This is a genomic window from Methanoculleus methanifontis (genome assembly GCF_030464365.1).
GTDB lineage: Archaea > Halobacteriota > Methanomicrobia > Methanomicrobiales > Methanoculleaceae > Methanoculleus > Methanoculleus methanifontis.
The window spans coordinates 48,968-73,476 of sequence record NZ_VCYI01000013.1 but is presented as its reverse complement, the minus strand read 5'-3'; the positions used below and the strand labels follow the sequence as shown (position 1 = coordinate 73,476).

The window sequence follows — 24,509 nt, the reverse complement described above, 5'->3', positions numbered from 1 at the left end:
TCGGATCTTATAACTCTGTCTCAAAGTCTTCGGGTGTGAGCGATGTGACCACGCCGCGCAGGCGGAGCAGTTCCTTTGTCAGGAGGTAGTAGATCACCGAGAGCGCCTTCCGCCCCTTGTTGTTCGTCGGGATGACCACATCGACGTACTTCGTCATGTTGTTGGTGTCACAGAGAGCGACGATCGGGATACCCACCTGGACAGCCTCGGCGATCGTCTGGGAGTCGCCGATGGGGTCGGTCACCACGACTACGTCTGGCTCGATGTACTTATGTAAGCCATGTAAGCGCTGGTTGGTGAGCATCCCGGGGATGAAGCGGCCGATGACCGCTATGCCGCCGATTGCATCGGCGAACTTCTTCGCCGGGTGCTGGCCGTACTGCCGAGACGTGACGACCAGGATCTTCGAAGGCTCGTACTGCGAAAGGAACTTCGCAGCAGTCTTGATCCGTTCGTCGGTGGCCTGGATGTCCAGGATATAAAGTCCATCTCCACGCACGCGGTAGATGAACTTCATCATGTCCTTGCTCTTCTGCTGGGTGCCGATGTGCACACCTGCCGCGAGGTATTCCTCAACGGGCAACAGCGGTTCTTTCAGTTCAATCTCAAGTTCGTTTCCTGTCAAGTTAGATCAGCTCCTCTATGCGAATCAGTTCATTCAGTTTGGCTATCCGTTCACCGCCGACCACGCCGGTCTTGAGGAAGATGCACCCGAACGCGGTTGCAAGGTGTGCTATCGTCGCGTCGGTCGTCTCCCCGGAACGGTGGCTCATGACGGTCTCCATACCGTTCTCCTGCGCGAGGCGTATCGCCTCGAAGGTATCGGTGAGCGTTCCGATCTGGTTTGGTTTGATCAGGACGCAGTTTGCCGCGCCCGTCTCGGTGCCCTTCGTAATCCGCTCGACGTTGGTCACGAAGAGGTCGTCGCCGCAGATCAGACACCGGTCTCCGACCTGTTCAGTCAGGTCGGCGAATGCCTCGAAGTCCTCCTCGAAGAGGGGGTCTTCGATGTAGATGAGGTTGTAACGGTCGACGAGATCCGCCATGTAGGCGACCTGGTCCTCCCGGCTCCTTGCCGCGTCCTTGTAGCGGTACTGTTCGCCGTTCCAGAGTTCGCTTGCCGCTACGTCGATTCCCATCCTGACCTCGACGTTCGTCTCATCGGAGACGACGTTGATCGCGTCACTGATGATATCGAACGCCTCGATATCGGTTATGGCAGGTGCCCAGGCGCCTTCATCCCCTTTCCCGGAGAGTTTGCCCTGCTCCTGCAGCATCTTCTTCACTGTCCTGTGAACGGCAGCGTTCACGAAGACGCCTTCCGTCGCGCCACAAGCCCCGGTGGGAACCACCAGGAATTCCTGGATGGACGTTGCGTTGGGGGCATGCGCGCCTCCGCCGATGACGTTGCCGAGCGGCAGGGGCGTCTCGGCGGCGAACGTGCCCCCGAGGTAGCGGAAGAGTTCAAGGTCGAGAGACGACGCAGCTGCCTTTGCACACGCAAGTGAGAGTGCTACGGCGACATTTGCGCCGATCGAGCTGAAGTTGGCCGTTCCGTCGTTCTCCCTGAGGAGTGCGTCGAACGTGATCTGATCACGGGTGTCTTCACCGATAAGCGATGGAATCAGGTTTTTCCGCGCGTCCTCGACAGCTTCGCGCGGCGGCCGCACCTTTGCTTCATACGTCCCGGTGCTGGCACCACTGGGTGCCGCAGCCCGCCCGAAGCCGCAATCCGTGTAGATTTCAGCCTCGACGGTCTCGTTTCCGCGGCTATCCAGGATCGTTCTCAGGACAATCTGTTCGATGGTCGTCATCTGATCACTACTTTCTCTTCACCGTTATAGGGATCATGTCTTGATCGTACTCTTCAAGTGCGATCTCGAGCGGCTCCGTGTTTGGTGTTTTGACCAGAACAGGTGCACCCATCGAGATCTGGAGAGCACGAGCCCCTATAATTCGCGCCCGTTCATACCGGGTATATGATTCCATCGTGCAGCCTCAAAATGATTCATGATAAAATGGGGTCGCTGAGATTTGAACTCAGGTCACAGCATCCCGAACGCCATAGGATGGCCAGGCTACCCCACGACCCCTCATTGGTACGGATTCAGATCCTCCACAGTTTCCTTGTGCGTCAGCAGCATCCGTCTGCAGCAGTAACGCTCCAGACCGAGATCGTCGAGGATCCGTTTTGGATCCTCGCCTGCATCCCGCCGCTCCTTGAACTCTTTCCAGGCTGTAGAGACGACCTTACCGCATGTAAAACATCGTACGGGTATCATAATAATGGTCCAGCATCCCTTATATCTCTTTTGCTCACCGGTAGGACTTCTGGAACTTCGCCCGTGCGCCGGGGCCGTGCGGTTTCTTGCTCTCTTTCTGGCGCGAGTCGTTTACGAGCAGCGTCCGGTCGTATGCAAGAAATGCATCCTTGATCGCAGGATCGTTGTGCCACTCAACAATGCCGCGCGCAAGCGCCGTCCGAACTGCTTCGGCCTGGCCCATCGTACCCCCGCCGGAGACGTCGATCGCCGCGTCGACACCGTCGATCGCGTTCGGAACCAGCAGCAACGGCTCGGCGATCTTCATGCGGATCAACTCGGTCCCGTAAATCTCCAGGGGTACGGAGTTGATGCGGACCCGGCCGTTACCGGGCTTTAAGGTTGCGCGGGCGACTGCCGTCTTTCTCTTACCACTTGAATTGATGATCTTTGCCACTTCATCACCTCATTTAGTATTTTGCTCCGAGGTTGTTGCTTATCGTCCCGATCGTTACGTATCTCGTGCTGCTCAGCCGGTTGATGTGGGCCGCCTCAAGCGTCTCCGTCTCCATCCCGGTGAACTCCATCGGAACGCCGACGTAGGTCTTGATCCGCTTGAACGCCGCGACGCCGCGTTCGCGCTTGTAGGGGAGCATCCCGCGGATGGTGCGCTTGACGATATGGTCGGGCCTGCGCGGGAAGAACGGGCCGCCCTCGCGGGATCCGCGCTCGCGCTTTGTCGTGTAGTTCGCGAGCACCTGTGCCTTGTTGCCGGAGACGATCGTTTTTTCCGCATTCACGATGGCGATCTCTTCGCCGGCAAGCGCACGCTGCGCGACGATGCTGGCCATCCTTCCGAGCAGTAATCCGTCTGCGTCGATAACTGTAACCATTCGTCTCACCTGAGGATCCGTACCCTGCTCCCCTTCGGGTTGTCCCGAACGAGGTCCTCGATAGTCATGCACGTCCCGTTTGCGCCGGTGATCTTGCTCACCGCCGCCTCGGAGAAGTCCAGTGCGGCGATCTTCACCGGCAGGCTGAGCACGCCGCTGCCGAGCACCTTGCCCGGCACCAGGATCGTCTCGCCTTCGTTCGCGTACCGGTTGATCTTGCTGAGGTTCACCTCGGCGTAGTTCTTCCGGGGCGCATCCAGCCTCTTTGCAATCTCGCGCCAGATGTTCGCCTCATGTGCGCGTGACGCGTCTTTAAGCGTCACGATGAGGGCGGTCAGCCGGGGGTTCGATTTGTTCTCGGTTATTTTCTTCATTCAGTCCCCTCTCCCGTAATCTCGTTCATCACGTCTACCAGGTTGTCTGATGATTTCTGGATATACTGTAGCGCTCTCTCGATGATCTCGCGGACGGGCATCGAGCCGTCGCTCTCCACCACGAAGACGAATCTCTCCGCATCGGTGCCGATATGGATGGCCGGCTCGGTGCCGATTCCACCGGCAAGGCATGCCCGCTCGCAGAGCCTGCAGAGGGAACAGAGTTCCTGCCGCCCTTCGATGACCCGGATTTTGCCTTGTGCCGCCTCAAGCACGCTCCTTGGACATTCGTCGATGCACATGCCGCACCCGTCGCACCGTTCATCGACGGTGATCACCGGGTAGTTCTTGTAACCGCAGGCGGTTGTCGCCTGCCACTTGGCATGTTCTTTTCCGGTGCCGACGATTGCCTGCGCTTCGAGCACGACCTTCTGGTCTTTCGTGAGCTCGATGATGGGGATATTCTCCTCCGCCGGTGCGGCGTCGGGATCCTGCGGTATCAGGTCGCTTGAGGAGACGATCTTGGGCCCCTCGACGGAGAGCGTATAGGTCGCAGTGCAGACCGGGCATCCTGCGTCTTCACAGGAGCACTCGCTGCGCGGTTTGTAACGTTTCAGGTCGGTTCGGAGTGGTATGAGCCCCAGGCGGTGCGTCAACATTTCGTCGAAGAGAACGCTTGTGTTGTCGTAGATGCGGACATCTTCGATGGCGAGCGTCGGCACTTCGCTGATCATCGCCCGCCGAAGCATGTTGACGAACGACGTCGAAACGCCGCTCAGGGTGAATTTGGCGACTCTCTCGTCCAGTCGAGAAAACGCTATCTCCATTACACTCTCCTTCCTCTCCGGCCGCCTTTGCCAGTGATGCCGTCATGGGGCACAGGAGTGACGTCTTCGATGCGACCGATCCTCATCCCTGCACGGGCAAGGGCGCGGATCGCTGCCTGGGCGCCGGGCCCCGGGCTCCGCTGTTTGCCCCGGCCGGGTGCGCGAACCTTCACGTGGACGCCGGTGATCCCCTTGTCCCGTGCGTTCTGCGCGACCTGGATCGCCATCTGCATGGCTGCGTACGGCGAGCTCTCGTTCCTGTCCTGTTTCACGACCATGCCGCCGCTGCTCTTGGTGACCGTCTCCGCTCCGGAGAGGTCGGTGACGGTGATGATGGTGTTGTTAAAGGAGGCAAAGATGTGCGCGATGCCCCATTTCTCTTCTGCCATGGTGTTACCTCACTCCTGCGTGGGCGATGCGGCTTCTCTCGGGATGAACCTCGTTCGTGAACGGGGAGGGGCCGTAGTAACTGATCTCGGCCTCTTCGGCTCTCTCGACACGGTAACCCGGGATGGTCACGCGGCGACCGTTGATCGCGATGTGGCCGTGGGTGATGAACTGGCGCGCCTGCTTGGGGGATCGTGCGAACCCCCTGCGGAGAACCAGCGTCTGGAGCCGACGGTCGAGCTGCTGCTCGACTTTGAGCGCGAGGACGTCACCGACATCGGCGTTCTCACCGACGAGACCGTAGCGGTACAGGTGGTTGACGAGCTGGTCTCTCTTCTTCTGGTAGTCCTCGGTGCTGATGCCTCCTGACCGGAGTGCCACCAGTTCACGGGCAGCGGCACGGTACTTCCGCAGCACACTCTGGGCCTTCCAGAGTTCGCGCTTGTTCCGCAGGCCGTAATCGATAATGAGCCGCTTTTCGTCTTCGAGACGGGTCTTCTCGAACCGCCGCTTGGGCGTCGCGTACTGCTTATAGCTTTTTCCAGGATATCCCATTCAATCACCGTTCAGTCTTTCTTCCTCTTGACGCCGACGGTCGTGCCGGTTCTGCCGGTAGACTTGGTGCGCTGACCGCGGGCCTTCTGCCCGGTCTCGTGCCTGATGCCGCGGTAACTCCGCATCTTCCTCATGCGGTTGACGTCGTCGTCGTTCATCATGGAGAGGTCGGCGCCGAGAAGGTGGCGGAGCTCTCCGGTGTAGACGTCTTTCGGGCGGTTGACCATCCAGTCGGGCACCTGTTCGGTGTAGGTGTCGACGGCGTTTGCGATCCGCTCGACCGATTCGTCGTCGAGTTTGCCGAGCACGGCACGGGGATCTACGTCGGCAAGGGCGGTGATGGTGCGCGACGTGTGCGGACCAATACCCTTGATCCCGGTCAGTGCGATGTGCACTGCCTTGGTGCCGTCGAGATCAGTGTTCCTGATTCGAACAAAGTACTTTATCTCTTCATCATCCATGTGATCGCCTCATCATCGACATTGTCGGTGAAAGCGCTGAGGGAGGGATTTGAACCCTCGAGTCCCAGGGGGACACAGGTTTAGCAAACCTGCGCCATACCAGGCTTGGCTACCTCAACATAGAACTTCGCATCTTTCGATACTCGCAACACGCAATGGTGCTGCTCCAGACACAGCATTCTATGACTTGTGCCTACTAATTTTGGCTCCGTTGATTAATAATGATTGTGGTTGTCAGGGAGACCGGCGGGTGCGCTCGACCCCGCTCCCGATCAGCCCCGATGCGACGATGGGGAGCGCGATCGTCGCGTCGCAGAAGCACTGGACGCGCGGGCACGCAGGCGCCTCTTTGCCCCAGCTGATCGCCTCTTCAAACGTGCATCCGGAGAGGCCGCCCCAGTGGGGGGCGTCGGTGGTGTACTGGATGGCGTAGGCGTGCCCGCCGAGGTTCTGGTCGTGGATCGATGCGATGACCTGGGTCTGCTGGATAAAGTTCTTCGGGACGCCGCCGCCGACGTAGATGACACCGGTCTTCCTCGCTTCCTCGACCATACGGGTGATCTCGTCGGTATCGGCGAGCTGGTCGACATCGACGGCGACCCCGCGCCGCCGGGCCATCACGAGGCCGATCCCGATCGACGAGTCGCAGAGCGCGGGGATGAAGATTGGGACGTCGTGTTCGGCGCAGGTGGCGATGAGCGACTGTCCTTGTGGCTTCTGCTCACGGAGCCAGTCCCCGAGGAGCCGGATGAACTCCCGCGACGAACCCCGGAACGGCGCTATGGTGTCGGCGAACCGGGCGATCTCCGCGTCGATGCTGCGGAACTCCTCCTCGTATGCGAAGACGTCGTAGATCCGGTCGATTCCCTCCGCGAAGAGTGCTTCATCGTTCGCGTGGTGGTGGCCGAGGTAGTGCCGGACGCCGAGGTGCTCGCAGGTGTCGTGGAAGATGTTCGCGCCCGTCGAGACGATGACGTCGACGTAACGGTGTTTGACGAGTTCGATGAGCACGTTCTGCATACCCGCCGGGATCATCGCGCCCGAGAGTCCCATGAATATCGTGCAGTCCGGATCCGCAACCATCCTGGTCCAGATGCCGAGCGACTCGCCGAGTTTTCTCCCCTGAAAGCCGGTCTGGCTCATGGACTCGAGGAGGGCCGTTATATTGCTGTTCGGTTTAACTGGCTGCGTTGGTTTCATGGAAATATCGAGATACCGTTTCTGGCTATGGGGTATTAATAATTGGCACCGGGGGGACGACCTTCCCTGAGGGGTGGAGGTTTGAGCAACGAGAGGCTGCGAGCGAGGCGGATGGAGGCTTTGGTGTTATCATTATGGGGGTCCGAAGGGGTGGGTCGCGGTAGGGATGCGAGGGGGTGATTGTTCCAGGGGCCGGGTCGAGGAGTGGCTCTGGCCTTGTAGAAACAGGGATGCTCAAGATGCGAGGACAAAACCCCGGGCAGTGAACCGTGGAGATATCGCCATTGGGGAGGGGCTGACGGGGAGTGCGATGGGCGGAATGCCCGGAGCTCGAGCACCTGAAGGGTGCGGAGTGCGATGGGCGGAATGCCCGGAGCTCGAGCACCGTCAGGTGGGAAGGGAGGCTTGTCCCCCTCCCCTGTCTCTACCAGATACAACAATGCCAGTAACCCCCACCCCACCCGCGCTTCGCGCTCCTCCCCCGCCCCCCTTGGGAGCGGGGGCAGTGCGTGGTGATAGCCTATGGAAATCGGTCGACGGGTTTATACAATCTGAGGAAGGCTAATCTGGAAAATCACGGCGTGCGACTGAGTGGGAATCTCAACCTTGCCCGTTGCAAATCACACCTGACAGGCCGGTGACTCTTCAACGTACCGTGGCACACCGGCAATAGCCGTTCAGAATCCGGAGCGCAGCTCCAATTCGCAAAAAAAGGTAGTATTATCCGACCCCTTCACAGGGCCTGGATGAGTGAGTTCCGGGTCGCGACGCCCGTTATCCTGCCGTTCTGCTTGATCGGGACGGAACTGATGTTTTTCTTGAGCATCAGGTCGATGACGTCGGAGACGTCCACATCCGCGTCCATCGAGATCAGGGGCGCGGTCATGATGTCGCGCACGAGGAGGTTCCTGATCCGGTAGTCCTGGTGGGCCTCCTCCACGAGATCCTTGAACGCATGGAGCGCCTTTGCGACATCGGTCTCCGTGACGATGCCGAGGATTTTGTCGCCGTCCTCGACGATGAACCGGTCGATCTCGCCATCGAGCATCCTGCGGCGGAGGTGGACGGCGCGTTCCTCACCCTGGATGGTGTGCGCCGGTTCCATGACGTCGAGGATGCCTCCCGCCGGCCGGAGCACCTTCAAGATGTCCCCCGCCGTCACCTGCCCAATCAGGCGGTGCTCGGCATCGAAGACCACGACCAGCTTGTAGTGCTGGAGCAGCGGCACCAGAATGTCGATGCTCTGGTCGGGATACGCGGAGGTGAAGTCTTCCTTGACCGTGTTCGCGACATGAATGGATGTGGCCTTCAGCGCCTGGGTCTTCCTGCTCCCGAGCGTCTCGGCGATTGCCGCGCGGGACGTCGTTCCGATGACCGTGCCGTTGTTGGTCACGATAAGCGGATCGACGCCTTCGCCAAGCATCTTATCGAGCGCTTCGCTGACAAAGGCGGACTTCGCGATGGTGATCGGTTTTACCATCACGTCTTTGACGAGTACCTGAAATCTGTCGCTCATTTTGCCACTTCCTTGATGATATCATCTCTCTTGAGCATACCGCGGATATCACCGTTCTCCACGACGACGAGGCTGTTGATCTGGTGCTCCAGCATCAACCCGACGGCATCCTGGAGGGATGCATCGGGGGACACGGTGATGACCGGGCGGCTCATGATGTCTTCCGCAACTGCCGATACCTCGACGACGTATCTGAAGCGTTTCTGCCCTGCCGGCCCCTCTTTTCTGAGGTGAGTAACATCCTTTTTGGGCAGGTTCATCCGCTCGTCCAGATACTCGTAAAATGCGAGGTTACTCTCCGTAATTATGCCGGCAAGACTTCCATTGTCGTTAACGACAATAAGTTTATCGTTTTTTCCTTTTATCGTGTCGATGACGTGGTCGAGCGAGTGATACCGGTTGACCGTGGCCGCATCCTCCATGATCCCGTCGGCCCGGGCAGTAAGCCCGCGGACATGGGCCGAACGCATCAGATCCAGTTTGGTGACGATACCGGCCACCCTGCCGTCGTCGACCACGGGGAGCCCGGAGATATCCCGATCGAGCATGATAGCCGCGATATCGCGGATGCTGGTCTCCGGCGCTACCGTGATCGGTTCCGGCGCCATCAGGAGACTGACCGGAATCCGGTCAATCGGGCGCCGTCGCCACATTGGTTCCGTCTGCCTGAGCCGGTAAGCAATATCCTTCTTGGTGAGGATGCCCTGGAGTTCGTCCTCTTCCATGACGGGCAGCCTCGACACCCGGTGTTTGAGCATGAGGTTTCGCGCATAGGCGACGTTATCCCCCGGTGCAACGACGTACACCGGAGACGCCATCACATCAATGGCACGCATCTTCGCATCACTCCTCAGAAAACGCTTTCACAAGGTCGTATTCCGTCACAAGACCGACAAGGTGCGAGTCTTCTATGACCGGGAGCGCCCCGACACGTTGCCGGACCATCTCGAGGGCGATCTCGTGGATGTTCCGGTCGGGCGTGATGGTGTGCAGTTCCCCGGAGAGGAGCGAGCGCACCGGCGCTCCCATGACCTCGGCGGAGTCCCCGGTCGTCAGCTGCTCGAATGCTTTACCTTTCCCGAGATAACTCATGATATCGGTGGCAGTGACGATCCCGCAGAGGACGTCGTCGGCAACGACCGGGAGGCGCCTGAATCGGCACTTCACCATCTCCCGGCAGACGTTACGGATCGGCGTGTCGGGGCCGGTGACGCGTACCGAAGATTTCATGATATCCTCCGCCTTGCGGCCCGAGTGCTCGGTGGTGAGCACCTTCATCACGTCGCGCTCGGTCACGATGCCCTTCAGTCCCCCTTCCGCGTCGGTGATGGGGATTCCGCCGATATTCTTGTTGACGATGATATCGACCGCGTCGGCGATGGCTCCCGTCACCGGCATGGTGACCAGGTGCGGCGTCATGATCTCGCGGACCCCCTCGTTGACGCCCGCGAGGAAGTTCCCGCCATGCTTCACCTGAACGAGATTGAACTTGTCGCCGCCTCCCATGAAGTTGATGATATCGCCGACCGTCACGATCCCCCGGAGATGGTGCGTTCCGGGATCGACGACCGGCAGCCTGCGGAACCCTTCCCTGGTCATGATCTCGACTGCCTGGATGATTGTGGTCGTCTGTTGCGCCACAATAACGTCTCTCGTGGCGATCGCCATGATCTCGCCTTCGTGCCCGGCGATCTTTGTCTTGAAGTCGACCGGCCCGCGTTCGCGTCTGCCGGGCATCTTCAGGAGTCTGTCGGCTGGTTTCTTATCCGAGTTATTCGAGTTGGGTTGCATCCTATCACTCCTCTGGAATTGTGGTATCCGGAACCGTCCTCAGGCTAAACGGCCGCTAAGGACGTCATGACGGTCGATAACGCCGACGAGATGCTTTCTCTCGTCGATGACCGGGAGCATGCTGATGTCGTGTTCGACCATCAATCGGCTCGCCGTTGCTATCGTGTCGTCCGGCGTCACCGAGATGACGGGTGTCGTCATCACCCGCTCGACGGTGGTGTCCGCCTGGTTCTTCACCGATGTGCGGACACTCCCGGCGCGCAGGAGATCCCGGCGGGAGACTATGCCGATAGTCTCTCTCTTCTGCACCACTGGAAACGCGGTAAACCCGCTTGCGACGATCAGGCTGTAGATGCGGTGTATGGGTTCTTCCGGCGTGCAGGTGACGGGCTCTCGCGACATGACATCCTCGATCCTGCCGGGGATCGTGCGACGGGAGATCAGGACGGGGAAGAGTTCGGAGAAGAGCACCCCTCCCTCGTATACATCGTCTCCGTTGACTACCGCAGCGCTGTTAGCACGGGCATTTAATATAGCGACGCCTACCTCCGCAAGAGGGGTATCCCGTGAGATCCGGGCTGCTTCCCGGACGAACCCGTTGATCGTGACGTTCGATTTCGTGTCCATGACTCGCAGAACATCGGAGATGTCGAGATATCCTCTCAGGCGGTTCCTCTCGTCCACGATATAGAGTTCGCGAAAGACGTCGTCCCGAAGAACGCTCCGTGCTTTTGTGACGTAATCGTCGTACTGCAGGGTGGGGATCTTCACCATCAGGTCTGAGGCCACCTTCATAACAACTGCTCCTCCTCCCGACAGGCGGGGCAGAGCATAAGGTTGTCGACTCTTGATAAGTCGTCGGAGATATTCCCGCACCGGTCGCATACCCCCATGGCGTACTCCTCTTCGCGGTTGATCTCGATGAGATCCGCCAGGAGTTCGTTCACTTCAGCCGCGACGGTGAGGATGTCCCTGACCGTCACGATCCCGATGACCATCTGGTCTTCGACGACGGGGAGCCTGCGAACACGGTTTTTCACCATCATTGCCGCAGCGTCCCCGACCAGCTTGTCGGCACCGATCGTGATCAGGGGCGTGCTCATGATGTCGCTGACATGAATATCACCCGGTTTCAAATCTTTAGCCACGACTTTGCAGTTGATATCCTCCTCCGTGACGATCCCGGTGGGCAGGTTGTTCTGCAGCACAATACAACTCCCGACCTCGTCGCGGCACATGATCTGCGCCGCTCGGGCGACAGTTTCACCAACATCGATGGTTGTCGGATGGCTTTGCATGACCTCCCTGACTGGTATGCGTGTCTCGAAGCGGATGGTGTCGCTATTATTCATCATGGGATTCTCCTAATCTGGCCGCAATTAAGGCCAATTCTCCAGGTGCAAGTCTATCTAGGTTTCAACAGTATAAAAGAATTCTCTCACCCCGGGAATGTTGTTTGTCTGCAAAATGAGAAGAATGCGCCGGACAGAACATATAATTATATTTATTTGTGAGTGCCACAACTCACTTACGTATAGGCAAATCTGTCTATCTGAGGGAGCTTAATGACGTTCTTAGTTCGTACGAAAAGAAAGATCTCAGGGTTATTGAAGGCGCTCTTTAAGAAGCGAACCTGCCGCATCGGGATCTACGGCCCTCCTAATGCCGGCAAGACGACGCTTGCGAACCGGATTGTGCGGGATTGGGTCGGTGATGCGGTCGGCCCGGTCAGCGAAGTGCCTCACGAAACCCGCCGCGTCCGACGCAAAGAGGATATCACCATCACGGGCCAGAACGGCAATTCGATCACCATCGACATCGTCGATACGCCGGGCGTGACGACCAAGATTGATTACAATGAGTTTGTCGAGTACGGTATCGATAAGGAGGAAGCGGTCAAGCGGGCCCGGGAGGCGACGGAGGGTGTTGCCGAGGCGATGCACTGGCTCCGCGAGGATATCGACGGCGTCGTCTACATGCTCGACTCCACGCTGGACCCGTTTCAGCAGGTGAACATCATGCTTGTCGGGATCATCGAGAGCCGGAAACTCCCGGTCCTGATCGTTGCAAACAAAAACGATCTTCCCGATGCGTCTCCCGCGCGGATCAAGAGTGCGTTTCCCCAGCATCCCGTGATTGCCATATCCGGCCTTGAAGGAAACAACGTGGAAGAGTTGTACGAGCAGATGACGTCATATTTCGGGTGATGGAGATGATACAGGGTGTACAGATAGACCTGATTTCTGCGGAACGCCTGGACCGGCTCACCGCAATGGAGAAGATCCGCCTGATCCTCGATGACGTTATGGAAGGAAACATTGTTATCCTGGAGAAGGGGCTCGCACCGGACGAGCAGAGCAAACTCATTGAGATCACGATGCGGGAGATCGCGCCGGACGGGTTCTCCGGGATCGAGATGGAGACCTATCCGATCAAGGATGCCCAGAATGGGTTTCTGGCGAAACTCCTCGGCGGGAAACGTTCCGAGACCCGGTTGACTGTGATCGGGCCCGCCAACCAGCTCAGGACGCTCAAGAAGGAGAAGGATCTCATCAGTGCATGGGTTTCTTCTTCGAGATGAACGGATATCAAATGGTGATTTATGCCTCACAAGTGTACGCAATGCGGTAGAGAGTTCGAAGACGGTTCGACAAAGATACTGAAAGGGTGCCCGAGTTGCGGCGGCAAGAAGTTTCTCTACATCCGTGAGGCCGAACGGCACGACGACGTGCTGAAGGAGAAGACCATCGATGAGATCGTCCGGGAGACGGGCGAGGAAGTGCTTGAAGTCAAGCAGGAACGAACAAAAAAAGATGAGATCGAGGTCTTCGAGCGCATCGAGAGTATCCGCATCCTTGGTCCGGGTTCGTACGAATTAAATATCGAGAAGCTGGCCCGGTCGGACGAGGTCGTCGTCGGACTGGAGAAGGAAGGAAAATACGTTGTGGATATCCTCTCCATGGCCAAGAAAAAGAAGTGATACGATATCCATTACATTAAATAGGGGGGCAAACGCTGCTTTTGCAGCATTGGTTCCCCAACCGAAAATATAAATATTCTAAAAACCCTTTTGAGGTACAACACGTAATCCGACACTTGATAACGCATGTCGGAGCGACGGTTTCCTGCATGAGAACATGAAGCTCTCATGAATCCTTTGCGTAGATCAGACCTGACTCTCGATCTCTGCTTCCATGCACCTGTCCCCGACTGATAGCGGATCGTATCCTGCACTGAGAGTGTCGGCTGGGAGGTACTCCATGAACACGACATACAATATCAGGAACACAATTGGGAGCACCAAAAACCCGATTTATGTCTCATCGCTCGATTCAGTCTCCGGTATCAGTCCGGCCGAGCGTGTCCGTCTCGCAGAGGTGACCGACCTCTTCGCGTTCCGTGCGAATGACTACTACCTCTCGCTGATCGACTGGGACGACCCGGCTGACCCTATCCGCCGGCTGATCGTGCCGAGCGTCGAGGAACTCGAGCCCTGGGGGCATCTCGACCCGTCGTCGGAGCACCGGTATACCCGGGTTCCGGGGTTGCAGCACAAGTACCGGGAGACTGCTCTCCTGCTGGTCAGCGACCTCTGTGGCGGTCTCTGCCGCTACTGTTTCCGTAAGCGCCTCTTTATCGAGGAGGCGCGTGAGGTGAATAAGGACATCTCCGCAGGGCTTGCTTACATCCGCGACCATCCGGAGATCACGAACGTCCTGCTCACCGGGGGCGATCCCCTGATCCTCGAGACCGGTCGGCTGCTTGATATCGTCCGGCAGGTTCGCGAGATTGATCATGTCGGGATCATCCGGATCGGCACGAAGATGCCCGCGTACAATCCTTTCCGGATCATCAACGATCCGGCGCTGCTCGACATGATCCGGGACTACAGCATGGACGACAAGCGTATCTACATCATGGCGCAGTTTAACCACCCGAGGGAACTGACCGATGCCGCATGCCGGGCGGTGGCGCTCCTGCAGGATGCCGGAGCGGTCGTGATGAACCAGACGCCGCTCATCCGCGGCATCAACGACGACCCGGAGGTGCTTGCCGCGCTTTTCGACAAACTCTCGTTCATCGGCGCGAATCCCTACTACGTCTTCCAGTGCCGTCCGTCAATCGGCAACCGGACGTTCGCGGTGCCGGTGGAGGAGTCGTACCGGATATTCGAGCAGGCCCGGACGATCTGTTCGGGTCTTGCGAAGCGGGCCCGGTTCGTGATATCCCACGCGACGGGGAAGATTGAGGTTCTCGGAAAGACGGACAACCACACCTACTTCAAGTACAACCAGGCGGCCGACCCGGCGGATCTCGGCCGGTTCATGGTCTATAAGAGCAACCCGGACGCCTACTGGTTTGACGACTACACGGAACTGGTGGACGAAGGAAGGGTGAGGGAGCCGCAAAACGTGGTGTAGGTAGGCGGCCGCGGAGTGTCTTGCTCCCATCTTTCTCTTCTGTCCATGTCCGCCCCTTTTGGGGTCGTTGCCGCTAAAGAATCTGAACCGGTGCTCGCCCTGACAATCTCTCCCACGACGCGACTGCGTACGATCACGCGGTTCCCGGACGGATACCCGGGTGGGGGGATTGGGCCTGTCGCCATCCCTCAGAAGGGGTAATCCGCAGGATCGGCGATATACTCCTCAAGGTTCCTGAAGACAACTGTCGTCCCGCCGCTCTCGACGCAGAATCCGTCGCGGGTGATCACGACTCCTTCGAAGGAGTTACCGCTAAACGTCACCTTCCCGTTGGGGGCGAAGAAGACGCCGGTTACCGAGCTTCCTCCCATTCCTGTTATGGTTATATCGCCGGTGCGTGCGATGATGACGACATTGGTTGCTGTGGGCCTCCAGACGGTGGAGGAGTAACTGTCAGTAAATATCTTCATACCGCTCGTCAGTTCTCCGCCTGAGACATACTCTCTTGCCGCATACCAGTCAGCGGGTTTCGTGGGGGGCATCTCCTGGTCCGGCATGGTGAATCCCGGCACCGTTGCCCGGTGGATGCATTTTGCAAGGATGCTGGTTGCATCGCTGTTGTCGTAATTGGAGGGGGTCGTGATCTTCCCGGTGTAGTAGATGTGTGCATCCGGCGCTATCCAGGGGGTCCAGTCCAGCGTGAGGTTTCCATCGACGTAGACATCACCGTGGATCCTCGCGTCCTTCAGGCGGAAATCACCGGCGACATATACATTGCCGTAGATGTGTCTTTTTCCGTCTTCGAGCGCAAGATCGCCGCTGACATAGATGGTTCCGGGAACTTCTGGCGACCCGAGGCCGGCGCTCCCTTCGTCGAGGGTGGTATCACCGTCGATGTAGATGTCCGATACGGCGATAGAGGCACCTTCGTTGAAGTCGTCTGTGTCCAGCCCTCCGGTGATGACGATGGTTGCGCCGGTGCCGTTGACCGTTTTTCCTTTGAACTGGAGTGCGTTGCCGTAGATGACGACGTTCTCGTCGATGATGAAGTTGATGAAGGACTTCGTAACCCGGATGTAGTCCGGTTTCGTAAGGGTGCTCGTCCCGTAGGCGTTGCTTGCGGTCAACGTCACGGAGTAGTTGCCGGCGGTCACGTAGGTGTGGGGCGGGTTCTGCACGGTTGACGTGCTGCCGTCGCCGAAGTCCCAGAGCCAGGCGGTCACGTTGCCGGTACTCTCGTCAGTGAACTGGACCGCGAGAGGAGCGGTACCGATGGTGACGTTGGCGGTGAAGTTTGCGACAGGGGGGATTGGTGTGGGTGTTGCCGTCTGTGTCGGTGTAGGCGTTGGGGTCAGTGTTGGCGTGGGCGTTACTGTCTGTGTCGCCGTGGGTGTCGTCGGCGCCGGCATACCCTCTCCTATATCGTGGAGGAGCCAGTCGCTGCCGGTGCGGCCCACGCCCTCGGCGACGATCTGGATGTGGGCGTTCTCGGGCATATCGTCGTTGAGGACGAGGACCTGCCCGGTCTCCCACGACGTCCAGGTGTCGTGTTCGTCTCCTGGAGCATCGGCGAGGCTGAAGTCATCCGTCCGGTCGACGCCGTCGATGAGGATCGCGAAATGCCCCCGCACGAGCGGGTCGCCGCCGTCGTGGGCGATGGAGAGGTTCCCGTCCACTGTCACATTGCGGGCGAGCATCGCGGGCGCTGCGTCGCCGGGCGGGCTGGAGAGGAGCGTCACCCCGAGGATCGCCGCCGCCGTCACGAAGACGGCGATGAGTGCCATGACACCGATGAGGTCAGAGACGGCGGTGTCGCCGGACATTTCAATTACCCCTGCAGGGTTCCCATCTTTGTTATCGATGCAATGGGAGTGTTATTTTCATCGTAAGCGATAACCACCACTGCAATGGTGCCGCCTGGAGTTCCGAGATTCCCAATTTTTAACTCTCCTGAGGTGAAGATGTTCTCAATATCGGTCTGTGTCATGACAAGCCCCTCTAATTTGGCATTTTTTATCCCCTCGTTATTCGATAACACATCATAGTTATAGAGGATCATGTGGACATGCTCTGTCTGGTTCGATGTGATCGTTGCAAAGATTTCTGCATCTTTCGCTGGTATTTCTTCTGGAAGATCGATGGTCACGATACTCTCAGGCGTTGGGGTCGGGGTCGCTGTCATTCCTGGTATCACCCCTGGCCCCACCGGGTCGGAGGAGAACCCCGTTGCGTTCGTTCACCCAGAGCGAGTCGAGGGCACTCTTGTAATCGACAAACCGGTCCTTCACCTGGTTCATGTGCGCAATCTCGTTCTCTCTCCCGGCCGCAGGAACCCCGTAGACCTGATAGAGCGAGAGTGCTACGATGATCAGAGCGAGAATCAGGACGAAACCGACGACCTCGGAGAGGCCGTCATCGCGCGCGCGGGGTGGCATTGTCAAGGTAATTCTCTGTATGGAGCCTATATGTCTCTATTGTTCGGCACCCTGCGTGTATCGATGGGGAAACCGGAAACCATCTCCGATACAGCCACTTACCGGCCTGCCTGCCTCTCCCCTGCCTCACTCTCTGTACCGTCAAACCTTTTCACGTCCGCCGCCCCATTAATGCTACAGCTATGGCACAGGAATCGGGAGTACCTCCCGTTGGGCAGTTTCTCTCGCCGGGGTGCGTCCTCTGCCACCAGGGAGCGAAGATGGTCCTCTTCGTGACCGGCCGGTGTCACCGCACCTGCTGGTACTGCCCGCTCTCACGTGAGCGAAAAGGCCGGGACGTGGTGTTTGCAAACGAACGGCAGGTCTCGTCGCCGTCTGAAGCAATCGAGGTTGCGGAGAGCATGAGCGCTCTCGGGACCGGTGTCACCGGCGGCGAACCGCTGATTGAACTCGACCGGGTGGTGGAGTACTGCCGGGCTCTCAAGGAGCACTTCGGCCCGGATCACCAGATCCATCTCTACACCGGGCTCGCGCCGGACGAAGCCATGCTCCGGCGCCTGCAGGGGCTGGTCGACGAGATCCGGCTGCACCCGCCTCATGAGGTCTGGCCGAAGATCCTCGAGACCGATTTTGCCGGGTCAGCCGCTCTCGCCCGGGAGATGGGCTTCCTCATCGGCATCGAGGTGCCGGCGCTCCCGGGGATCGAGGACCTTGCCGCCGCGCTCCCCCTCCTCGATTTCCTCAACATCAACGAGCTGGAGTGGGGCGAGACCTGCGCCGCTGCCATGCGCGAACGCGGGTTCGAGCTCGATGACGGGCTGCACAACGCCGTGAAGGGTGCCCGCCAGTGGGCGGAGAAACTCGTCGGCGACCCGAAAGTCCACTTCTGCTCATCGGTCTTCAAGGACTCTGTCCAGTTACGGGAACGGTTAAAGCGGATCGCTGCCAATACTGCGCGTCCGTTCGAGGAGGTGACGGATGACGGAACCGTCGTATACGGGTTGTTCGAGCCGGAAAGTGCCGTCGACGGTTTCCTGGAGGAGTTTGATGACGATGAGTATGCAGTCTGTGAGGGACGGATCGAGATGGCGTGGTGGGTTCTTGCCGAGCACGGTGCCGGGCTGCCGGGCAGGAAGTACGTTGTCGAGCGTTACCCGAACGGCGGCATGGTGGTCGAGGTGACGCCGCTCTGATGCTGCGATCGGGAATTGAGCCTCTCTACGAGCGTTACCTGAAGTGGCAGGTGAAACACGTTCCCCGGCACGTTGCGGTGATCCAGGATGGAAACCGCCGGTATGCCCGGGAGCAGGGGCTCGATACGGCGGTCGGCCACCGGCTCGGGGCGGACGCGACGGAGCAGGTTCTCGACTGGGCTTGCGAACTCGGCGTGCAGCACATCACGCTCTACACCTTCTCCACCGAGAACTTCCGGAGGGATAGCGCCGAGCTTGCGGCGCTCTTTCGCCTCTTCCAGGAGAAATTCACCGCGATCCTGAAAGACGAGCGGGTGCGCAGAAACCACATCCGGGTGCGGATGATCGGGGATCGGTCTCTCCTCCCCGCCGACCTCCTCGCGACCATCGATGCGGCGGAGGAAGCGACCCGGCACTACAGTGATTACTTCATCAACATCGCGCTCGCCTACGGCGGCCGGAACGAGATCGTGCACGCCGCCCAGGCGATCCTCGGCGAGGTCAGGGAGGGCGCCATCGACCCGGCGGTCATCGACCCCGCGACCGTTGAGGGCCACCTTAACCGGGGAGCGCCCATCCCTCCCGTCGACCTGATCATCCGTACCGGCAACGATTGCCGGACCTCGAACTTCCTCCCCTGGCTCGCGAACGGTCACGAGTCGGCCGTCTACTTCTGCGCCCCCTTCTGGCCGGCGTTCAGGAAGATCGATCTGTTGCGGGCGATGCGGGTCTACGACCAGCGCATGCGCCTGAAAGAGCGCGTGGCCGGGCGGGCGTGAGGGTTACCTCAACGCCGGCGTGGCTTCACGCGAAGTGCACGAAGCCGCGAAGTGCGACTGGCCGAAGGGCAGGAGCATGAGCACCGCTAGGTGCGAAGTGCGACTGGCCGAAGGGCAGGAGCATGAGCACCGCTAGGTGCGAAGTGCGACTGGCCGAAGGGCAGGAGCATGAGCACCGCTAGGTGCGAAGTGCGATGTTCCGTAGGAACGGAGTTTGAGAAACCCGAAGGGTTTCGAAGTGCGACCTCCTCCGCGGGGAGGGAGCATGAGCACCGCTAGGTGCGAAGGAGAGCTCCTCTCGGATGACCGATCTTCGCGTCCTTCGCGGCTTCGCGTGAGGCAACATACAAGGATAATGACAAAGTCTCACGCGAAGAGCGCGAAGCCGCGAAGTCCGGGATGTAGGTATAGCAACTTCCTGCGGGGAAGTCGCACTTCGCGTGAGACATTGTTACTGGCCTCTACTGTCGGCTTACTTCCCGAACCGCCGGGCTCTGGACTGGAAGTCACGAAGCGCCCGGAGGAAATCCACTTTCCTGAGCAGCGCCCAGTTGACATCGAGGAAGAAGAGTTCGGAGTAGACCGACTGCCAGATGAGAAAATCGGTCAGGTGGTCGCCGCCGGTCTTGATGACGAGATCGGGCTCATACTTGAAGGTGAGATACGACTCCAGCAGGTCTTCGTCGACCGATGCCGGGTCCACCCCGTCTTCGGCCATCCTTCTCACGCAGCCGGCGATCTCCTCCCTGCCGCTCTTGCCGATCGCCACCGTCACATTCATGCCTTCGCCGCCGACCTCCGTTTCGTCGCGGTAGTGCAGGGTCAGGCGCGCGATCGAGGATACCTCGCGAATCCGCGGGAGGCACTGTTCCAGCCGGGCGGGGTCGGCGGTGCTGATGTGGAACATGACGCTTCCGACCCCGAGGTCGCGGCACCACCCGGCGGCAAGGTAGAGGTTGCCGGGCGCATCGAGCATATCCTGCTCGGTGATCATGAAGCAGATGTGCTCGGGGAGCGTCCTGAGATCGCGGAGGAGGATCTTCTCGTAGAACCGGTAGATCATGCCGTCCACTCCAGCAGCGCGGATAGAGAGAGGGTGTTCAAGACGTCGTCCGGGGTGCACCAGCCCCGGCGCGCTAGAGTTATACCGTATCGCATATTTGTAAACTCGCCGTTTCTATGGGCATCCGTTCCTGCAGCCAGTTTCACTCCTTCCTTCTTGGCATGCCAGATATAAATATCCTCAAGGTCGAGCCTGTGGGGCGACGCGTTGATCTCGAGGGCCGTCCCCGTCGCCGTCGCGTGTTTCATGACACGTTCGAGGTCGACGGCATACGCCGGTCTGCGGCCGATCAGGCGGCCGGTGGGATGGCCGATGATATCGACGTGCTCGTTTTCCATTGCGGTGAGGATACGCCGGGTCAGGACGTCCTGGTCCTGGGAGAACCCCGAGTGGACGGAGGCGATCACCAGGTCGAGGCCGGCGAGAACCCTGTTCTCGTATCCGAGCGTGCCGTCGCTTTTGATGTCCACTTCGCTCCCGGCGAGAAGCCGGCAGTCGTGCCGCCGGTTGATACGCTCGATCTCGGCCTGCTGTTTTGCAAGGGCTTCGGGCCGCACCCTTGAGGAATGGTCGGTGATCACGATGTACTCGTAGCCCCTTCTGTCCCCCGCCTCCGCCACGTCTTCGAGCGATTGGCGGCCGTCGCTCCATGTGGTGTGGGCGTGGAGGTCGCCCCGCACATCGGAGAGATCGACGAGGTCGGGGAGGGCGTGCCGGAGAGCGAGTTCGATCTCGCCCCGGTTCTCCCGGAGTTCCGGCGGAATCGTCTCCATCCCGAGGAACGAAAAGACCTCCTCCTCGCTTGCGAACTCCTGCAGCCGCCCGCTCGCAGAGTCCACGAGCCCTTCGGGCGCGAGCCGGTAGCCCTGTTCGGTCGCTAACTGCCCGAGCCTCTCCAGGAACCCGGCCGAGCCGGTGGCGCAGAGGAGCGCCGTGCCGTACCGGCCGGGCTCGGTGAACCGGATGTCTACCCCGGCATCGGTGGGTATGCGGCCTGCGGCTTCGCTCCGGTCACCGGCAACGACGATCGCGAGTCTGGCTACAGTGCTCGCGCCCCGCCGGTAACTCCCCGCAACCGTGTACCGGCCGTCCGGCAGGGCCTCCGCCACGCCCGCGAGCACCGCGTCGGCCTGCGGGCGGCTCATCCGGTTCGACCTCTTCTGGAACTGTTCGATACCTCTCCGGATTGTCTCCTCCGTCTTTGCTCCGAACCCGGAGAGCGCCCTGAGCCGGTGCCCCTTCACTGCCCGCTCCAGGTCGTCCAGGGTCCGGATCCCGAGCTTCTTATAGAGGATGTGGAGCGTCTTCGGCCCCACCCCGGTAACGCCGAGCAGTTCAACGACCGATCCGGGTATGGCCGCCTGCAGGTCTTTTAGTTCCCCGAACGTTCCGGTGGCGGCGATCTCCTGGACCTGCCCGGCAATCCTGTCTCCTATCCCCGGGATATGGGTGAGTTTTTCCTCATCGAGTCCGGCGACCGGGAAGGAGAGACGGTCGATCTGTCGCGCCGCCCGTTCGTAGGCGGCGATCCGGTACCGGTCATCCCCCGCGATCCCGAGCAGGCGGGCCATGAACGCGAGCCGTTCGGCAACATCCCTGTTCGTGACCTGCCCCTTCGGGGATCCCATGATCACTGTTCCTCCTCAAAACCATATAGCCGTTGATGCTCTCCGGGCGCACCTGCAGGATACCCGTCGATCGCGACTCCGGCAGAGATCTCAACCCCTGCCACGACACAGCACACCCTCTCCCCGTATCGTGCCCCGATTCCCGGGGCACTACCCAAATCCATAAACTTGTAGAAGTAAAAGAATTTGTAGCATGCTTCCTTCCACGTTTGAGGATTATCTCGAAGCGATCCTCACGCTCACGGAAAACGGCGGCCGGGCGGCGACGCTTGACGAGATAGCGGCGGCCCTCAATACCGGGAAGGAGACCGCCGGGACGACCGTCGCCTCACTGGTCGAGGAAGGATACCTGGAGCGGGCGGACGCCGACGCCGTCAGGCTTACCGGGAAAGGTTCCTCGGTGGCAGCGAAGGTGACGCGGAAGCACCGCGTTCTCCAGTGTTTCCTGACGGAGATGCTCGGCGTCGATGAGGATGCTGCGAGCAAGGAGGCCTGCACCCTCGAGCACGGGATATCCGACGATACCATCGAGCGGCTTTCCTCCTACATGGACGGCGCCCAGTCTCCGCCGGGACGGTTTGGACGGTGCCGGGGGCAGGACTGCACGCTGCTCGACTGCAAGGAAGGCGATACCGTCCGGGTGGCGATGACGCGCGGTCAGCGGCGGCACCGGAGGCTGCTTGATCTCGGCATCTTCCCCGGTGAAATCGTGCAGATCCGGCGCAAACTCCCGAACGAGTCCGTCGTAGTCCGGGTGAAAGGCTGCGATATCGCCATCAGCCCCGAGATCGCGAGATCGATCGTCGTGGAGTCGTGTCCACCATGAGGTTCGCGCTGATCGGCAACCCCAGCGTCGGTAAATCCCTGATCTTCAACCAGCTCACCGGCCTCGGGGTTGAGGTGAGCAACTACCCCGGAACCACCATCGAGCTGCAGCGCGGCAACACCTGTTTCCAGCGCGAGATTGTCGAACTCGTAGACCTGCCCGGGGTCTACTCGCTGGAAGGAAATTCGGACGAAGAAGGTCTGGTTCGCCGGTTCCTTGAGCAGCAGGACGTCGATGCTGTCATCGTGGTGACAAACGTCACCCGTCTCGAGCGCAATCTCTACCTTCTCCTCCAGGTGGCGGAATATGGCCTCCCGATGGTCGTCGTGCTGAACATGGCCGACGAAGCCGCAAAACAGGGGCTCGAGATCGATCCCGCGCCGATCCGCGACCTTCTTGGCGTCGAAGTGGTTCAGACGGCGGCGTCGCTGGGGAAGAACATCGACCTGATCGTCCCGGCGGCCCTCGCCGCCTCGAGCCCGTCGATGGTCGAGATCCCCTACGACCACCACATCGAGGCGGCCGTCCGGAGCCTCGAGAAGATGTTCGGTGCCGACCGCAAGGAGAGCGTCCGTGCGCTTCTCGGGTTCGGCGATAACCCGGAACTGCTCGAAGCGGCGCGGACGATCTCCGACGAGATCGAGTCCCGGCACCGGATGACGGTCGCCCAGATCATCGCGGCAAACCGGCACAACTTCGCCCGCCGGATTGCCGACCTCACCATCAAGGAGGAGGCAGAACTCCCCCAGACCGACCCGGACAGCATTCTGACGCGGCTCATCCCCGGGATGCCGATCCTCCTCTGCATCCTCATCGGGATGCTCCTCTTCGTCTTCGTCACGGGATCGTTCCTTGAAGAACTGATCGTGGAGTTCTTTGAGGTCTACGCGATGCAACCGTTCGTCGCGCTCGGGCTGCCGCCGCTCGCCGAAGAACTGGGCGTATCCATCCTGCTCGCGCTCCAGGCGGGTCTCGGGATAGCGTTCCCGTACGTCTTCCTCTTCTACATCATCATCTCCATCCTCGAAGACTCCGGGTACATGACCCGGGCGGCGTTCCTTGCCGACAACGCGATGCACCGGGTCGGGATGCACGGCGGGGCGGTCATCCCCCTCACCCTGGCGTTCGGGTGCAACGTGCCGGCCATCATGAGCATCCGGCTCCTGCGCTCCCGGCGTGAGCGGATCATCGCTTCGTTCCTGGTCACGATGGTCCCCTGCTCGGCCAGAACGGTCATCATCGCCGGGATCGTTGCCAGTTTCGTCGGCATCGCGGCGGCGTTCAGCGTATACGCCATCGTCTTTGTCCTGATCCTCGCGACCGGGCTCGTCCTCTCCCAGGTGACACCCGGCGAGCGGTTCGGGATGATCATGGAGATGGTTCCGCTCCGCTGGCCCAACCCGAAACTGGTGGTGAAGAAGGCCTGGTCGCGCCTCTCGGAGTTCCTCTTCATCGCGATGCCCCTGCTCCTCGTGGGAAGCGTCGTCCTCGGGCTGCTCGAGTTCTTCGGCGTTATGGCGTTCTTCCAGGGGCTTGTGGAGCCGTACACCATGGCTCTCCTCGGCCTCCCCGGCTACTCGGCGACGGCGCTCATCTTCGGGATCCTTCGAAAAGAGATGGCGTTCGAGACCCTTGCGATCCTCGCGGGCACCGCTGACCTCGGGGCGGTGCTCTCGTCGCTCCAGCTCTACATCTTTGCAGTCGTGACCGTCCTCTTCGTCCCCTGCCTTGCGACGATCACGGTTCTCCTGCGCGAGGTCGGCTCACGGATCACGGTCGCGATCACGGTCTACACGGTCGCCCTCGGGCTCCTGATCGGGAGCCTTATCCACTTTCTCCTGTCATAACTGGTATAACAATATGTACACCTACGAAACCGGCATCCCGATGATTGACAGG

At 60.0% G+C, this 24,509-nt stretch carries 30 protein-coding genes and 2 tRNA genes; 8 read left to right on the top strand and 24 right to left on the bottom strand.

Features of this window, described 5'->3' with window-relative positions:
• Positions 1 to 7: 7 nt before the first annotated feature.
• The 19 genes from rpsB to FGW20_RS10180 form a co-directional block, all read right to left on the bottom strand.
• The gene (gene rpsB, locus FGW20_RS10270; protein WP_301678000.1) at positions 8 to 625 is read right to left on the bottom strand and encodes a 30S ribosomal protein S2; all 618 of its coding nucleotides are present in this window, start codon (positions 623 to 625) and stop codon (positions 8 to 10) included.
• Position 626: 1 nt separating this feature from the next.
• On the bottom strand, positions 627 to 1,814 hold the full coding sequence (gene eno, locus FGW20_RS10265) for a phosphopyruvate hydratase (protein WP_301677999.1): 1,188 nt from the start codon (positions 1,812 to 1,814) through the stop codon (positions 627 to 629).
• A gap of 7 nt (positions 1,815 to 1,821) precedes the next feature.
• On the bottom strand, positions 1,822 to 1,989 hold the full coding sequence (locus tag FGW20_RS10260; protein WP_301677998.1) for a DNA-directed RNA polymerase subunit K: 168 nt from the start codon (positions 1,987 to 1,989) through the stop codon (positions 1,822 to 1,824).
• 30 nt (positions 1,990 to 2,019) lie between these two features.
• Positions 2,020 to 2,093, bottom strand: a tRNA-Pro gene (locus FGW20_RS10255).
• Entirely contained in the window at positions 2,094 to 2,282 is a 189-nt protein-coding gene (locus tag FGW20_RS10250) for a DNA-directed RNA polymerase subunit N (RefSeq protein ID WP_011844642.1), read from the bottom strand.
• Positions 2,283 to 2,316: 34 nt separating this feature from the next.
• Positions 2,317 to 2,718, bottom strand: coding sequence for a 30S ribosomal protein S9 (locus tag FGW20_RS10245; protein WP_301677996.1), 402 nt, complete (start codon positions 2,716 to 2,718; stop codon positions 2,317 to 2,319).
• A gap of 13 nt (positions 2,719 to 2,731) precedes the next feature.
• On the bottom strand, positions 2,732 to 3,154 hold the full coding sequence (locus FGW20_RS10240; RefSeq protein ID WP_301677995.1) for a 50S ribosomal protein L13: 423 nt from the start codon (positions 3,152 to 3,154) through the stop codon (positions 2,732 to 2,734).
• Positions 3,155 to 3,159: 5 nt separating this feature from the next.
• Positions 3,160 to 3,528, bottom strand: coding sequence for a 50S ribosomal protein L18e (locus FGW20_RS10235; RefSeq protein ID WP_301677994.1), 369 nt, complete (start codon positions 3,526 to 3,528; stop codon positions 3,160 to 3,162).
• Positions 3,525 to 4,355 carry a DNA-directed RNA polymerase subunit D gene (locus FGW20_RS10230; RefSeq protein ID WP_301677993.1) on the bottom strand — a complete coding sequence of 277 codons (831 nt, stop codon included), beginning with the start codon at positions 4,353 to 4,355 and terminating at the stop codon, positions 3,525 to 3,527. The genes FGW20_RS10235 and FGW20_RS10230 overlap by 4 nt, the downstream gene beginning before the upstream one ends.
• Complete coding sequence (locus tag FGW20_RS10225; protein ID WP_301677992.1) at positions 4,355 to 4,744, bottom strand: 30S ribosomal protein S11; 390 nt, start codon at positions 4,742 to 4,744, stop codon at positions 4,355 to 4,357. Before FGW20_RS10225 ends, FGW20_RS10230 begins: the two co-directional genes overlap by 1 nt.
• 4 nt (positions 4,745 to 4,748) lie before the next feature.
• The gene (locus FGW20_RS10220) at positions 4,749 to 5,297 is read right to left on the bottom strand and encodes a 30S ribosomal protein S4 (RefSeq protein ID WP_301677991.1); all 549 of its coding nucleotides are present in this window, start codon (positions 5,295 to 5,297) and stop codon (positions 4,749 to 4,751) included.
• Positions 5,298 to 5,308: 11 nt separating this feature from the next.
• Positions 5,309 to 5,758, bottom strand: coding sequence for a 30S ribosomal protein S13 (locus FGW20_RS10215; protein WP_301677990.1), 450 nt, complete (start codon positions 5,756 to 5,758; stop codon positions 5,309 to 5,311).
• 34 nt (positions 5,759 to 5,792) lie between these two features.
• Positions 5,793 to 5,877: transfer RNA gene (locus FGW20_RS10210), tRNA-Ser, on the bottom strand.
• Positions 5,878 to 5,992: 115 nt separating this feature from the next.
• A complete protein-coding gene (locus FGW20_RS10205; protein ID WP_301677989.1) occupies positions 5,993 to 6,958 on the bottom strand; it encodes a deoxyhypusine synthase in 966 nt (321 codons plus the stop codon).
• A 733-nt stretch (positions 6,959 to 7,691) separates the two neighbouring features.
• A complete protein-coding gene (locus FGW20_RS10200; RefSeq protein ID WP_301677988.1) occupies positions 7,692 to 8,474 on the bottom strand; it encodes a CBS domain-containing protein in 783 nt (260 codons plus the stop codon).
• Positions 8,471 to 9,310 carry a CBS domain-containing protein gene (locus FGW20_RS10195; protein WP_301677987.1) on the bottom strand — a complete coding sequence of 280 codons (840 nt, stop codon included), beginning with the start codon at positions 9,308 to 9,310 and terminating at the stop codon, positions 8,471 to 8,473. The genes FGW20_RS10200 and FGW20_RS10195 overlap by 4 nt, the downstream gene beginning before the upstream one ends.
• Before the next feature lie 7 nt (positions 9,311 to 9,317).
• A complete protein-coding gene (locus FGW20_RS10190; RefSeq protein ID WP_301677986.1) occupies positions 9,318 to 10,265 on the bottom strand; it encodes a CBS domain-containing protein in 948 nt (315 codons plus the stop codon).
• 39 nt (positions 10,266 to 10,304) lie between these two features.
• The gene (locus FGW20_RS10185) at positions 10,305 to 11,060 is read right to left on the bottom strand and encodes a CBS domain-containing protein (protein ID WP_301677985.1); all 756 of its coding nucleotides are present in this window, start codon (positions 11,058 to 11,060) and stop codon (positions 10,305 to 10,307) included.
• Complete coding sequence (locus tag FGW20_RS10180) at positions 11,057 to 11,620, bottom strand: CBS domain-containing protein (protein WP_301677984.1); 564 nt, start codon at positions 11,618 to 11,620, stop codon at positions 11,057 to 11,059. The genes FGW20_RS10185 and FGW20_RS10180 overlap by 4 nt, the downstream gene beginning before the upstream one ends.
• A 210-nt stretch (positions 11,621 to 11,830) precedes the next feature.
• On the opposite strand from FGW20_RS10180, the gene FGW20_RS10175 reads away from it, so the two are divergent.
• From FGW20_RS10175 to FGW20_RS10160, 4 genes are all read left to right on the top strand, one after another.
• Complete coding sequence (locus FGW20_RS10175) at positions 11,831 to 12,472, top strand: Era-like GTP-binding protein (RefSeq protein WP_301677983.1); 642 nt, start codon at positions 11,831 to 11,833, stop codon at positions 12,470 to 12,472.
• Positions 12,473 to 12,477: 5 nt separating this feature from the next.
• A complete protein-coding gene (locus FGW20_RS10170) occupies positions 12,478 to 12,846 on the top strand; it encodes a DUF2073 domain-containing protein (protein ID WP_301678016.1) in 369 nt (122 codons plus the stop codon).
• A 21-nt stretch (positions 12,847 to 12,867) separates the two neighbouring features.
• Positions 12,868 to 13,245: a Zn-ribbon domain-containing protein gene (locus FGW20_RS10165; protein ID WP_301677982.1), complete on the top strand. Its 378-nt coding sequence runs from the start codon at positions 12,868 to 12,870 to the stop codon at positions 13,243 to 13,245.
• A gap of 280 nt (positions 13,246 to 13,525) precedes the next feature.
• Positions 13,526 to 14,686, top strand: coding sequence for a KamA family radical SAM protein (locus FGW20_RS10160; RefSeq protein ID WP_301677981.1), 1,161 nt, complete (start codon positions 13,526 to 13,528; stop codon positions 14,684 to 14,686).
• Between the two features lie 188 nt (positions 14,687 to 14,874).
• On the opposite strand, the gene FGW20_RS10155 is transcribed toward FGW20_RS10160, so the two are convergent.
• Genes FGW20_RS10155 through FGW20_RS10145 form a run of 3 tightly spaced genes read right to left on the bottom strand, consistent with a single transcriptional unit; the run spans position 14,875 to position 17,121 of the window.
• Positions 14,875 to 16,509, bottom strand: a complete 1,635-nt coding sequence (locus tag FGW20_RS10155; protein ID WP_301677980.1) for a PKD domain-containing protein — start codon at positions 16,507 to 16,509, stop codon at positions 14,875 to 14,877.
• Positions 16,510 to 16,514: 5 nt separating this feature from the next.
• Positions 16,515 to 16,832: a hypothetical protein gene (locus FGW20_RS10150; RefSeq protein ID WP_301677979.1), complete on the bottom strand. Its 318-nt coding sequence runs from the start codon at positions 16,830 to 16,832 to the stop codon at positions 16,515 to 16,517.
• A gap of 7 nt (positions 16,833 to 16,839) precedes the next feature.
• Entirely contained in the window at positions 16,840 to 17,121 is a 282-nt protein-coding gene (locus FGW20_RS10145; RefSeq protein ID WP_301677978.1) for a hypothetical protein, read from the bottom strand.
• A 182-nt stretch (positions 17,122 to 17,303) separates the two neighbouring features.
• Here FGW20_RS10145 and FGW20_RS10140 point away from each other — a divergent pair, with 182 nt between their 5' ends.
• Together FGW20_RS10140 and uppS are read left to right on the top strand one after the other, a co-directional pair.
• Positions 17,304 to 18,314 carry a radical SAM protein gene (locus FGW20_RS10140; RefSeq protein WP_301677977.1) on the top strand — a complete coding sequence of 337 codons (1,011 nt, stop codon included), beginning with the start codon at positions 17,304 to 17,306 and terminating at the stop codon, positions 18,312 to 18,314.
• Positions 18,314 to 19,093 (top strand): polyprenyl diphosphate synthase, encoded by a 780-nt coding sequence (uppS, locus tag FGW20_RS10135; RefSeq protein WP_301677976.1) that lies wholly within the window; start codon positions 18,314 to 18,316, stop codon positions 19,091 to 19,093. Before FGW20_RS10140 ends, uppS begins: the two co-directional genes overlap by 1 nt.
• Before the next feature lie 472 nt (positions 19,094 to 19,565).
• Here the strand turns inward: uppS and FGW20_RS10130 are convergent, their stop codons facing one another.
• Positions 19,566 to 20,156 carry an undecaprenyl diphosphate synthase family protein gene (locus tag FGW20_RS10130; protein WP_301677975.1) on the bottom strand — a complete coding sequence of 197 codons (591 nt, stop codon included), beginning with the start codon at positions 20,154 to 20,156 and terminating at the stop codon, positions 19,566 to 19,568.
• Positions 20,153 to 21,784: a DNA polymerase/3'-5' exonuclease PolX gene (locus FGW20_RS10125; RefSeq protein WP_301677974.1), complete on the bottom strand. Its 1,632-nt coding sequence runs from the start codon at positions 21,782 to 21,784 to the stop codon at positions 20,153 to 20,155. The genes FGW20_RS10130 and FGW20_RS10125 overlap by 4 nt, the downstream gene beginning before the upstream one ends.
• Positions 21,785 to 21,977: 193 nt before the next feature.
• Here FGW20_RS10125 and FGW20_RS10120 point away from each other — a divergent pair, with 193 nt between their 5' ends.
• Positions 21,978 to 22,610 (top strand): metal-dependent transcriptional regulator, encoded by a 633-nt coding sequence (locus FGW20_RS10120; protein ID WP_301677973.1) that lies wholly within the window; start codon positions 21,978 to 21,980, stop codon positions 22,608 to 22,610.
• Positions 22,607 to 24,457 carry a ferrous iron transport protein B gene (gene feoB / locus FGW20_RS10115; protein ID WP_301677972.1) on the top strand — a complete coding sequence of 617 codons (1,851 nt, stop codon included), beginning with the start codon at positions 22,607 to 22,609 and terminating at the stop codon, positions 24,455 to 24,457. Before FGW20_RS10120 ends, feoB begins: the two co-directional genes overlap by 4 nt.
• The last annotated feature ends 52 nt before the right edge of the window (positions 24,458 to 24,509 follow it).